Annotated in this window: 10 protein-coding genes and 1 pseudogene; 6 read left to right on the top strand and 5 right to left on the bottom strand. The window is 53.6% G+C overall.

Translation table 11 applies throughout. The features are described 5' to 3' along the window. Window positions 1-693: 693 nt before the first annotated feature. The 5 genes from map (at window position 694) to OSC10802_RS0137055 (ending at window position 5,839) form a co-directional block, all read left to right on the top strand. Window positions 694-1,524, top strand: a complete 831-nt coding sequence (gene map / locus OSC10802_RS0137075) for a type I methionyl aminopeptidase (protein WP_017721819.1) — start codon at window positions 694-696, stop codon at window positions 1,522-1,524. A gap of 991 nt (window positions 1,525-2,515) precedes the next feature. Next, complete coding sequence (locus tag OSC10802_RS53775) at window positions 2,516-2,791, top strand: hypothetical protein (RefSeq protein ID WP_017721818.1); 276 nt, start codon at window positions 2,516-2,518, stop codon at window positions 2,789-2,791. A 420-nt stretch (window positions 2,792-3,211) separates the two neighbouring features. Next, window positions 3,212-3,661, top strand: a complete 450-nt coding sequence (locus tag OSC10802_RS53770) for a DNA methyltransferase (RefSeq protein ID WP_017721817.1) — start codon at window positions 3,212-3,214, stop codon at window positions 3,659-3,661. Window positions 3,662-4,011: 350 nt separating this feature from the next. After that, entirely contained in the window at window positions 4,012-4,137 is a 126-nt protein-coding gene (locus OSC10802_RS56100; RefSeq protein ID WP_255349224.1) for a hypothetical protein, read from the top strand. A gap of 295 nt (window positions 4,138-4,432) precedes the next feature. Then, on the top strand, window positions 4,433-5,839 hold the full coding sequence (locus OSC10802_RS0137055; protein ID WP_017721815.1) for an amidase: 1,407 nt from the start codon (window positions 4,433-4,435) through the stop codon (window positions 5,837-5,839). A 133-nt stretch (window positions 5,840-5,972) separates the two neighbouring features. On the opposite strand, the gene OSC10802_RS0137050 is transcribed toward OSC10802_RS0137055, so the two are convergent. Continuing rightward, window positions 5,973-6,821, bottom strand: a complete 849-nt coding sequence (locus OSC10802_RS0137050; RefSeq protein WP_017721814.1) for an EndoU domain-containing protein — start codon at window positions 6,819-6,821, stop codon at window positions 5,973-5,975. Window positions 6,822-6,929: 108 nt separating this feature from the next. Between OSC10802_RS0137050 and OSC10802_RS0137045 the strand changes: the two genes are divergently transcribed. Next, a complete protein-coding gene (locus OSC10802_RS0137045; protein WP_017721813.1) occupies window positions 6,930-7,160 on the top strand; it encodes a hypothetical protein in 231 nt (76 codons plus the stop codon). Window positions 7,161-7,235: 75 nt separating this feature from the next. Here OSC10802_RS0137045 and ilvC read toward each other — a convergent pair whose 3' ends face one another. From ilvC to OSC10802_RS48420, 4 genes and pseudogenes are all read right to left on the bottom strand, one after another. Next, window positions 7,236-8,231 (bottom strand): ketol-acid reductoisomerase, encoded by a 996-nt coding sequence (ilvC, locus tag OSC10802_RS0137040; protein ID WP_026099134.1) that lies wholly within the window; start codon window positions 8,229-8,231, stop codon window positions 7,236-7,238. A gap of 189 nt (window positions 8,232-8,420) precedes the next feature. Then, window positions 8,421-8,972 carry a late competence development ComFB family protein gene (locus OSC10802_RS0137035; RefSeq protein WP_017721811.1) on the bottom strand — a complete coding sequence of 184 codons (552 nt, stop codon included), beginning with the start codon at window positions 8,970-8,972 and terminating at the stop codon, window positions 8,421-8,423. 108 nt (window positions 8,973-9,080) lie between these two features. Next, window positions 9,081-9,905, bottom strand: coding sequence for a M23 family metallopeptidase (locus OSC10802_RS0137030; protein ID WP_232731921.1), 825 nt, complete (start codon window positions 9,903-9,905; stop codon window positions 9,081-9,083). A gap of 1,205 nt (window positions 9,906-11,110) precedes the next feature. Next, window positions 11,111-11,375, bottom strand: a pseudogene (locus OSC10802_RS48420) (hypothetical protein); the annotation flags it as partial.

Raw genomic sequence — 11,375 nt, 5'->3', positions numbered from 1 at the left:
AGCCGGTTTTGCCGGCCCTTCTGGCTAGAGCAGTCCGCCCGGAAGGAATCACTCCGATTGGAGATTTCCAACTGCGATCCACAACTATCCATAGTATACCTTTTTGCGCCCCTGTAAAATATAATTTTTTATTAGGATTTGGTCATTTAGATTAGCATTCCCTATATAACAGAAGGCCACATACCCCGCCGGCAGGCCGCACTCGCAGCCGGTGGACGAGAGGACGGTTGAGAGAGTCCTTGAGGCGAGGGCGTGGCTCGTGTTTCAGCTTTCCCACCCAGCTACCACTGGCTGTGTGTTCGGTTTACCGCATCAGGAATTACGGGAAACCGAAGCAAGAGTGCAGAGCTTACAGGGATGGGATCGGTAACAGCAGTTGCACGACACAGAGACAAAACCTGCCCCTGCAAGAGTGCCCCCACACCCTGGATCGAAGATTCCCAGCATGCCGGTGCGGCAGTTCGTAGCCTGCAAACTGACCTGCCGGTGGACGCAGGAAGGAAGTGACAGGGATCTGTTAACTTAGTTAAAGAAGACTAACTCCACGTTCCCCGCACGGGTGAATCGCTTTGCGAGCCTGCCGGCACAGCTTCCCAACGGATTCTGGCCCGTAGCAGCGGCTAAACCCTTTAAACTCGGGCAAGATATTTCTGAGTCCGGTTGTTGTACCACCCATAGCCTCCCATCCATAACATGAACATTCTTGGCAATCTCCTTCCGCAAGCCTCTCAGCCCCCCCGCGCCAAACAGCAGCAGCGTCGCGGCATCGAACTTAAATCGAAGCGCGAAATCGAAATCATGCGGCAGGCGGCTTTGATAGTGGCAACGGTACTCAAAGAAATTTCCGAGATGGTGCAGCCCGGGATGACGACCGCTGACTTGGACGCTTACGCTGAGAAGCGCATTCGCGAAATGGGCGCAACTCCCAGCTTTAAAGGCTATCACGGATTTCCCGCCTCGATTTGCTCCAGCATTAATAATGAAGTGGTGCACGGCATTCCCAGCCCCAAAAAGGCGATCAAGGCCGGCGATGTCGTGAAAGTGGACACCGGCGCTTACTACCAGGGCTTTCACGGCGACTCCTGCATCACGATCGCCGTCGGTGAAGTGACGCCAGAGGCGGCCAAGTTAATTCGCGTCGCAGAAGAAGCCCTCTATAAGGGAATTGAACAAGTCAAAGCCGGCAACTACCTGCTCGATCTTGCCGGCGCGATTCAAGATCACGTCGTTGCCAGTGGCTTTAGCATCGTGGAAGACTTCACCGGCCACGGTGTTGGGCGCAACCTCCACGAAGAACCCTCCGTGTTCAATTTCCGCACCCACGAAATGCCGAATGTCAAACTCCGCGCCGGCATGACCCTGGCCATTGAGCCGATTTTGAATGCCGGTTCCAAGCACACCCGCATCTTGCCAGACAAGTGGACGGCTGTGACTGTAGATAACGCTCTGTCCGCTCAGTTTGAGCATACCGTCCTCGTCACAGAAACCGGTTACGAGATTTTGACCGACCGGTCTAAAGTTTAGTCCTTAATTTCAACCCGACAATTCTAGGGGCGCGGCATTGCTGCCCCCCTATTGTTTATATGGCGGGCTTTTACCATGTTTGTAGTTGGGCTTCAGCCCAAAGTTTGTAGTTGGGCTTCAGCCCAAAGGTTTGTAGTTGGGCTTCAGCCCAAAGTTTGTAGTTGGGCTTCAGCCCAAAGGTTTGTAGTTGGGCTTCAGCCCAAAGTTTGTAGTTGGGCTTCAGCCCAAAGGTTCGTAGTTGGGCTTCAGCCCAAAGGTTCGTAGTTGGGCTTTAGCCCAAAGGTTCGTAGTTGGGCTTTAGCCCAAAGGTTTGTAGTTGGGCTTCAGCCCAAAGGTTCGTAGTTGGGCTTCAGCCCAAAGTTTGTAGTTGGGCTTCAGCCCAATCGGCGAATTTTGCGCATAATTTTCATTTTTTACGATATGCGCATATCCGAATTTACATCCTGGATAAGCGCATCGTTCGGCTCTTACTCCTTCCTACAATAAGCAGATTAAAAGCGTAACCTCTCAAGAGGTAGGGAGGGTTCCCTATAGGGAGGGCTTGCCGGTTAGAAGAGAGTGCCGGCAAGCGAGAGAACGCACCTTACTGCGGCTGATTTGCCTCCTGCGTGGCGTCGCCCTGGGGGTATAATCAGAGATATAGCAGTATGCACTTAGGTTAAAACATTAGACCTTCAAGCCCGGCGTTAGCGCAGCGGCGCGTTAGCGCTACGCCTCCCCTACGTCTATATCCCAGTAGTAATATGGGTTAGGACAATAGGAGCCGGAGTGCGGGGGTGCAAAAGAGGCCGAAATGTACTAACCTAAGTGCCTACTGCTATATAGCGTTTCTCAGATTAATGTGCTACAGAGAAACCGCTCCTAACGGAGCCGCTACGCTAACGGTAGGGGAGGGCAAGGTGCAACCGGCACTACGCTCATCGGGTTTATAGACCATAGTACATCAAACTGAGAACCGCTATAAGTTGCAGGCAATACCCCTTTTCAGCGAATGAACCGACTTTTCTTTGGTGACAACCTGGAAGTTCTGCGCAACAGCATTGCTGATAAAAGCGCCGATCTTATATACCTTGACCCACCCTTCAATTCCAACGCTTACTACAACGTCATCTTTGGGAAAAGCAAAACAGCCGGTTTGCCACAAGCACAGATAACAGCCTTTGAGGACACTTGGCACTGGAATAGCGAGTCAAGCCGTGCCCTCAATGAATTGTTCGACAGGTGCGGTAAATTAGCCGAAATTTTGGATTTGCTGGTTCGCAATTAGGGGCAAAATGACCTGTCAGCCTACCTGGTAATGATTGCCATCCGTCTAGTAGAGTTGCACCGCGTCTTAAAGCCCACCGGCAGCCTGTAGCTGCACTGATATCCAACGTCCAGCCACTACCTCAAGCTGATTCTAGACTTCATTTTTGCACCCCAGAACTATCGCAGCGAAATTACCTGGAAACGCTCCAGCGCCCACAGCGACACCAAAGATGGTAGCCTAGCTTATGGCAACATTTCCGACATCATTCTCTACTATACTAAAAGCAATAAATACACATTCAACACCCAGCACAACCCCTACATTTAGGAATACATCGATAACTTCTACAAATACGCTGAACCCGATGGGCGGTGCTATCAGCTGGCGGACCTCACCGCACCGGGCGGCGCTGCAAAAGGCAATCCTTACTATAAAGTTATGGGGGTTAAGCGCTATTGGCGCTACAGCCAAGAAAAGATGCGCGAACTGATTGCTGAAGGTCGAGTTGTCCAGACTAAACCTGAGAGGGTTCCCCGATACAATCGCTATCTTGATGAAATGCCAGGGGTGCCATTGCAAAACATCTGGGATGACATCAAGCCGGTGCAGTCGCAGTCAGGAGAGCGTCTGGGCTATCCCACTCAGAAGCCAGTAACTTTTTTAGAGCATATTATTCAAGTAAGCTCCAATCCGGGGGATTTGGTACTCGATCCGTTTTGTGGCTGCAGCACCGCCTTGCACGCCTCCCAAAAGCTAGGACGCAATTGGACAGGAATTGATATCACTCACTTGGCTATTTCTCAGATTGAAAGTCGCTTGAAAAGCGCTTTTACCGGACTCTCATTCGAGGTCTGCGGTACGCCAAAAGACTTAGAATGGGCCAGATAATTGGCGCGGCGCGATAAGTATCAGTTCCAGTGGTGGGCGTGATCTCTGGTTGAGGTTCTGCCCTATCAAGGCAAGAAAAAGGGTGCGGATAGCGGGATAGACGGATTCCGCTACATCAGCGACTTAGAAGGCGAGAAGGAAATTAAGCGAAAAATTATAGTAAGTGTTAAAGGGGGTGATAATATAGGGCCGGCAAGGGTGCGAGATTTGATGGGGCAGTGCAAAAAAACAGGGCGGATATGGGTTGGCTGGTGACTCTGGCAGCCCCCACGAAGCCAATGATAGCAGAAGCGGCTAAAGCGGGGGTTTTCAGAGCGGGGAACGGGAGAGATTACCCCCGCCTTCAAATTTTGACGGTTGAAGATTTAATCACCAAACGGAAGCGCCCGGAATTTTTTGATATGAGTCTGGGAGCGCTGGCATTTAAAAGAGCTGAAAAGGAAATGGCATTTGGCGAGCAACAAAGTTTGTTTTAGGGATAGGGAAAGTTCCGGGGAAGGAGTTAGGAGCGCTCTACCGGCACGCCATCGCACCATCTCCCCCGCTGGTTATTGCTGCCTGTGACACTATGTCAACTGTCTGCCCCAATTTTCCGCTCTAGGTGCCTGTGAGTTAATCGTCAGCCGGCATAACAGTCCGCAAAAAGCCAGACACAAGACATCAGACTAGCTGGCGCTGGGAAAATAGCAGACAGGCAAGCTAAGATGTGATTGCAGGCACGCCCCTTGGGCATACTATTGGAAATAGCACCCCGCACCGAAGGCAGGAGCAATGGATAAGGGCGATTTAGCATTTACCCCGGCACTGGAACAAGCTCAGCTCATCCGCAGCAAACAAGTCTCGCCGCTGGAGTTAGTTGAACTTTATCTGGAACGCATTGACCGGCTCAACTCTCAGTTGGGCAGCTATTTTACGGTGACAGCTGAGATGGCGATAGGAGATGCCAAAGCCAAAACGGAACAGCTGGCTAACACCGGCAGCGCCTCAGAACTGCCCCCCTTCTTTGGCGTGCCAATTTCTATCAAGGACCTCAACCCGGTTGCCGGTGTGCCCTGCACCTACGGCACAGCAGCGCTGCGCCACCAGCTGGCGGCACACGATGACGCCGCCGTGGCGCGAATTAAGCAAGCGGGATTTGTGATTCTCGGCAAAACCGCCGCCTCCCAGGTGGGATCGCTGCCCTATACGGAACCGGCAGGGTTTCCCCCAACCCGCAATCCCTGGAACCTGGAGCGCACCCCGGGCGGATCGAGTGGCGGCGCGGCAGCTGCAGTGGCAGCGGGACTGTGCCCAGTGGCCCAAGGATCGGATGGCGGCGGCTCAATTCGCGGGCCAGCTTTCTGCTGCGGTCTGGTGGGCCTGAAACCGGCACGGGGGCGGGTGTCTCACGCGCCGGTGGGCGATTACCAAAGTGGGATTTCCATTAATGGGCCAATAGCGCGCACCGTGCGCGACGCCGCCGCCCTCCTCGATGTTATGTCTGGTTATGTCACGGGCGATCCCTATTGGTTGCCTGACCCAGAAACGCCTTTCCTGCAAGCGACTGAGCGAAAACCGGGTTCCCTGCGGATCGCTTTTTCTACCGCCATTGAGCCGGTGGGGGAAGCAGCGCCGGCGTGCGGGGAAGCGGTGCTGGACACAGCGCGGCTGCTGCAAGATATGGGCCACGAAGTAGAAGCTGCCTGTCCCGATTTCACGGGGCTGATTGAGCCTTTTAAAGTCGTTTGGCAAGCGGGTGTGGGGGCGTCTGGCATTCCCGCCCCGTGGCTGGAGAAAATGACTCTCTGGTTGCTGGAGAATACCGGCAGCGCTGGTGACTACCTGCGGGCGGTTTACCAGATGCAGGCAATTTCGCGGCGGACTGTGGCGTTTTTTGACCGGTTCGACGTATTAGTGCTGCCGGTGCACATGCACGAAACCCTGCGCGTCGGGGAGTGGGCGAGCCTGTCTCCCGAAGAGACGCTCGAAAAGATTATTCGCTGGATTGCTCCCTGTCCCCCGTTCAACGCCAGTGGCCAGCCGGCGGTGGCCCTCCCTGCCGGGTTTGACGCCGATGGCATGCCGGTGGGCGTGCAGCTGGTGGGGCGACCGGCTGCGGAAGCCACCCTGCTGGCCCTGGCAGCTCAGATTGAAGCAGCCAAACCCTGGAACCACCACCACCCACCTTTTGCCCTGTGAAATTTTGGGGGCTTGGATGTTTGAATTTTTAACCGCAGATAAGCGCTGACAGCCGCTATCAATTGAGCAATTTATAGGCAATAATCTTTGTAGGGTTTTGTTTTACAGCTTTTAAATGTAAAACAGAGAGGAGCTAATTATCGCACTTTTTACCTTTAGGTTTCACGTCGGGGAAAAAGGTAATAATACCGCTTTCGTCCCTGACAAAAATAGCAGGAAACGACTGTTTTGTCTGAGCGTCTCGCACGGTGTAGATGCAGTCACGCTGGGAGCTGCTCTGAGTTTTAAAGGCTTTTGTGGCGTCTGTGAGAATTTCTAGAGCGCTGCTGGGGTAGGCGTAGCTTTTCATGTTGGCGGTGACAGTGCCGCTACCCTTTTTAACTGTCACGCCCAGGCTGTAGACGGCACCGGGGATGACTTTTTCCCGACTGGAGTTATTGGGCAGCCGGCCCGCAATTCCTTGGTCCTGTAACTGCAAATATCTGCCGGCAAAGTGCAGTCCGCCAATGGGGGTTGAGTCCTTTATCTGGCCGCAAAAAATATGTTCAAAGCCACGCCGGTTGAACCAAATAGCTGTGAGGTCGTCGAGAAATTCCGCATCATTTGTGCGTCCGGGACGCAGCTCGCCGGCAGCCCCCTTGACTTGGCGCAGCACTTGTGGGTAGTCGGAGAGCAATTTTTTGAACCTCTCTGCCTTGACTCGGGTGCCAATAGGGCCGCAGATTTCCAGCACAGACCGGTCGAAGGCATTCAGCTGGGGTGGCGGTGGCGTTATGTCTACTTTCTGGTTGGCGGGGAAGCCCACAGTAACGGGGTTGTTAATGCGATCAAAAAAAGGCAGGAGATTTGCGCTCGCTTGCACCGCAGGGCGGTTCTGGGAAGGGTTCGGGGAAACGCTTGCCAGGTGGGGCTGGTTGCAGGAAGTTACCCCCAGCCACAGCAGAGTCAGAATCCCGAGGGTGCCAATCAAGTCGATTGCCATTGGGCTAAGTCTGGGAAAAATGATAGAAGAGGCGCTATGCTTTGAGCGTGCTGTAGCCTGTAGCCTTTAAGCTGTTGGCGTCGAAGGCAATAAAATGGAGGACTAAATATGAAAGTAACCCTATTTGCCGGTTTTGTAATGTTGCTGGCGGCATTTATCTCCTTTGGAGACCAAATCCCGCCTCTTCCGCCCCAGATGAAAAAGACGAGTCTGGACACTCGCACAGCCTTGGTGAAATTTGGCAGCGGCTTGGTTCCAGGCTGGGCCAAAAAAGACCAAAACAAGCGAACCCAAGAGGCGATTGACAAAGAGCAGAAAGGAGTTCCGGCTTCTCAGTGAGGTGGGTTTATTCTCGTTCCCACCCAGAGGCAGGGAACGAGAAACTGGGGGAGAACTGGTTGCCCCTTCTCCCTTCTAGCCTTGTTTCAGCCAGCTGAACATGGCGCGCAAATCTTTGCCCACTACTTCAATGGGGTGTTCTGCTTCCTGCCGGCGCATGGCAGTAAAGCCCGGTTTGCCGGCTTGGTTTTCCAGCACGAAGTCGCGGGCAAATTGGCCGGACTGGATTTCTTGCAGGATTTTGCGCATCTCGGCGCGGGTTTGGTCAGTGACGATGCGCGGACCGCGGGTGTAGTCGCCGTACTCTGCCGTGTTGGAGATGCTGTCCCGCATTTTGGCCAGACCGCCTTCGACGATCAGGTCAACAATGAGTTTGACTTCATGGAGGCACTCAAAATAAGCCAGTTCCGGCTGGTAGCCGGCGGCGACGAGGGTTTCAAAACCGGCTTTGATCAGGGCGCTCAACCCGCCGCAGAGCACGACTTGCTCGCCAAACAGGTCGGTTTCGGTTTCTTCGCGGAAGCTGGTTTCGAGAATGCCGGCGCGAGTGCCGCCGATGCCTTTGGCGTAGGCCATCGCCCGGTCGCGGGCCTGACCGCTGCCGTCCTGATAGACGGCAAACAAGCAGGGCACGCCTTGCCCTTGCTCGTAAGTCCGCCGGACTAAGTGGCCGGGGCCTTTTGGAGCTACCATCACCACGTCCACCCCTGCCGGCGGCACGACTTGGCCAAAGTGAATGTTGAATCCGTGGGCGAAGGACAGGACTTTCCCTGCCGTCAGGTGGGGTTCAATTTCATTTTTGTAGACCGTTTTCTGGACTTCATCGGGGAGCAGGATCATAATCCAGTCAGCAGCCAATGCGGCCTCTGCCACAGGGAGGACTTTCAGACCGGCATCCTTGGCTTTCTCGGCGGACTTGCTGCCGGGATACAGCCCCACAATGACATTGATGCCGCTATCTTTGAGATTGAGGGCGTGGGCGTGACCTTGGGAGCCATAGCCGATGATGGCAATCGTTTTGTTGGCTAATAGGTCTAAATTAGCGTCGGCGTCGTAGTACATGCGGGCCATAGGGGGCAACTCCATCCAGCAAGCATCAAAGTTTTCTGCAAATTTTTTATTATACGCAATGCTGGCACTGCACGCACCCCCTACAGGACGCAAGATGGAACCCTTGAGCGGGGGCTGCCGCCTGGAGGGAGGGCAGCGGGCAATTGTTAATTTAAGCTAAAATCTGTTGGGGTCAAATCTAAAATCCCCTCACAGAGAGCTTTTGGGTTTTTGTTCGTAGTTGGGGGCGTATGACTGCAGCAAGGCGCTGACTTGAGTCAGGACTTCGTTGCCTGAGGACTTGCCGAGAGGCAGCCGTTCCGGGAAAAAGTTCGGCTGGTCGAGGTTGCGGGAGATAGCTTCACTGACTTGCTGGGCGATCAGGTCCTGGAGTTCCTCTCTGGCGCGGGACCGCTGAAAGTTCGCACCCTCTTCTGTTGTGGCGTACAGGGGTGGGAGCCGGTTGAGGGCGTAGGCAGCGATGTCTCCGACGTCCAGGGTGCGCTCGCTGGTGGCTTCTATTTCTGCCACCCGCGCGATAGCCTCTGAAAGCACCAGCTCTTCCATGACGTTGATGAACTGTTTGCGGGGCAAGACAACGACTTCACCGGTTAAAAGCGCCCCCATCAGACGGTCCAGGGCCATGTACTCTTCTATGGACAGTTCAGAAGCCGTGTTGCAGATGCGACCGACCTCCGCCTCCATCGCTGGCGTCAAATAACCGTCCTGCAGTGCCTGCTCAACGATTTTTTCAATACTCATAAAAAACTCTGTCCAAACCGCATGATGTTCTGCGAGCAACGCTGCTTGTTTCCCGGTTAGGGGTAGAACCATTCTATCCCCTAACCCCACAGGCGCAACGCCACGCCGCTATTCAAATCCGTTATATCGCCAGGGCACTGGATCGACAGACTTGCCGTGGACGTACAGGCCCCAGTGCAGGTGCGGGCCAGTGGAAGCGCCGGTGGAGCCGAGTGCGCCAATTACCTGACCGGCTTTCACAAAGTCACCCTCCTTGACGTTAATGCGGCTCAAGTGCAAATAAATACTGGTAACGCCCTGACCGTGGTCAATGCCAATGCAGTTGCCGTGAACCTGGAACCCGTCTGCTTCCCGCCCCACCAAAGCAACGCGACCGGCTGCCGGTGCCAGTACCGGTGAGCCATAGTCACCGGCGTAGTCTACCCCCCGGTGGTAATAGTCTTCCGCAAATTTACCATTATAGTAGCGGCGAACCCCGTAAACCGTTGTGATTTCACCGGCGTTAGGCCGCAGGAAAGGCCCACTCCATAATTTTTGCGGCGTGTCTAGTTTCTTGAAGGCGTCTACGCGGTTGAATTCATAATCGCTGACGTCCTCGTCCTTCCCGGGAGGCAGCCAGATGGACTGCGTGGGAAAGTCGCGATCGCTCACCCGGACGGCTAAATTCCGCACTTGAGAGTCGCCTTTCACCTGGATTTGCCAGGTTCCGGGCGGATCGAGGGGCGTCGTGGGCAGCAAGGCGCGAAAGCGATTCTGGCCAATGGGGAAGGTGGGGTAGGTTTCCTTATTCACGGAAACCGTTGGGTTCTCCGCCGCAGCGGCATCCACCTGGACTGTCACCGACAGGGTGTCCCCCAGTTGGGGATTGGCCGGTGCCAGCTGCACTTGCAAAGCCCGCACCGGCAGCGCCAAGCTGGCCATCGCCAACGCCATGCCCGCTCTCAGGAGGGTCTTTTGCCAGCCGGCAGGCGTGAGGTGCTGCGCCGGCGCGGCATCGCCGGCAGCAATTCGTGTCGGGCGTGGGGTTAAACCCAGCCACTGATTCCACAGATGGTTATTTTCTTGCGCAGGAGTCATACAGGGTTGGGATTTAGTGTCTATCGGCTTTTAGACTAGCGTTTCGTTTGTGCAGTTTCCAGACCTTTCCATCTCTTTTCCGGCAACAGGACCGAACCCCTTCGCCCTGCCGGCCCTCACTCTGGCAACACATTCTTTGCAATTGCAACAACAGCGGCGGAAATATATAGCGTTTCTCATATTAGTGAGGTACTGAGAAACCCGCGTTCTTAAAGAAACCGGTTTTCTCGCCATAGTTCATCCTACTGCGAACCGCTATATCTTACCTTAAGGCTTGTTTCGTGGTTTTTTATAAACCGCCGCCGTCAAGGAGCGCCAAAACAAGAGAAGAGAAGATATATTTTTACAAACTCCCAAGATTTCTCTTTTGACTCACATAAAATGCGAGCCTCACTTGTGTGATAAAAAGAAATATTCCGATAGGGTCGGATTTTCCAACAATTTTAAACTCAACTCTATCTATTATTAAATGATATCATTTCCGGGAGCACCATTTTTGTACGCGAGGTAGGGGCGGGTTTATTCATATTTTGGTCTGTGCCAGAACTATTTTGGCAGAACCCGCCCCTACAAGAGTATATATACAAAACCGATGCAAGCGGACATGATATGATACCTATTATTCGAGATTTATTCAACCGGCACTCATGGAAGTAGGTGTGAGAGCGGGGGACAAATCTCCTCCGCCAGCAGGCGCAGCATAATCCTCCTACAGCTGTGGGGGAATTATGACTGCAGAATGGTAAAATACTCTATGCTAATCAGGTTTACCGGCACCCCATTTAGGGGGCAAGGAACTCATCCTTCCTGGCAAGTTTGATGGCAGTGGCACCGCTTTATAAGGTAATTGTCAGCTGCGATAATTGCAAACCACCTCCTAATACTAGGGGATTAATATCATCTTTAAAGTAGGTTATTATATCACTAAGTTTTACTGCTGTTAAGAGAAAAATATCAGCACCGGCACCGGTGCCGTTGAGAGTGTAAAACCCACGTTTTACGGTTATAGTCCAACCGACATTGAGCCCTGAAATTAAATCGTTTTCTTCAATTCTATTGAGTTAAATTCCCACACTCTTGGGAGTGCTGAGTGGGGGTGAGTTGGTGTTTGGGGAGCAATTTACGCCAATTGTATCACAGATGCAACTGTAGTCAGCATTGGATGCCGGTGCCGGAGTTGGTGTCGGATTCGGCGTCGGAGTCGGTACAGGAGTTGGTGTCGGAGTGACTGTCAAGTCAAAAATATCGGAAACCAAAGCACCGGCACTATCCGTCGCCATTCCCTTAATACTGATATTGCCGGCATCCCTATTGGCGGGGGTGCCA

The sequence above is a fragment of the Kamptonema formosum PCC 10802 genome (assembly GCF_000332335.1).
Lineage (GTDB): Bacteria > Cyanobacteriota > Cyanobacteriia > Cyanobacteriales > Oscillatoriaceae > Oscillatoria.
This window is presented reverse-complemented; position numbering and strand designations above follow the sequence as displayed.

Bases quoted from the DNA above. Each gene is read 5' to 3' on its own strand.
- ilvC (WP_026099134.1), bottom strand. From the start codon at position 8,231: ATGGCCCGCATGTACTACGACGCCGACGCTAATTTAGACCTATTAGCC.
- OSC10802_RS0137030 (WP_232731921.1), bottom strand. From the start codon at position 9,905: ATGGCGTTGGCGATGGCCAGCTTGGCGCTGCCGGTGCGGGCTTTGCAA.
- OSC10802_RS53775 (WP_017721818.1), top strand. From the start codon at position 2,516: ATGAACCGACTTTTCTTTGGTGACAACCTGGAAGTTCTGCGCAACAGC.
- OSC10802_RS0137055 (WP_017721815.1), top strand. From the start codon at position 4,433: ATGGATAAGGGCGATTTAGCATTTACCCCGGCACTGGAACAAGCTCAG.
- map (WP_017721819.1), top strand. From the start codon at position 694: ATGAACATTCTTGGCAATCTCCTTCCGCAAGCCTCTCAGCCCCCCCGC.
- OSC10802_RS53770 (WP_017721817.1), top strand. From the start codon at position 3,212: ATGGGGGTTAAGCGCTATTGGCGCTACAGCCAAGAAAAGATGCGCGAA.
- OSC10802_RS0137035 (WP_017721811.1), bottom strand. From the start codon at position 8,972: ATGAGTATTGAAAAAATCGTTGAGCAGGCACTGCAGGACGGTTATTTG.
- OSC10802_RS0137050 (WP_017721814.1), bottom strand. From the start codon at position 6,821: ATGGCAATCGACTTGATTGGCACCCTCGGGATTCTGACTCTGCTGTGG.
- OSC10802_RS0137045 (WP_017721813.1), top strand. From the start codon at position 6,930: ATGAAAGTAACCCTATTTGCCGGTTTTGTAATGTTGCTGGCGGCATTT.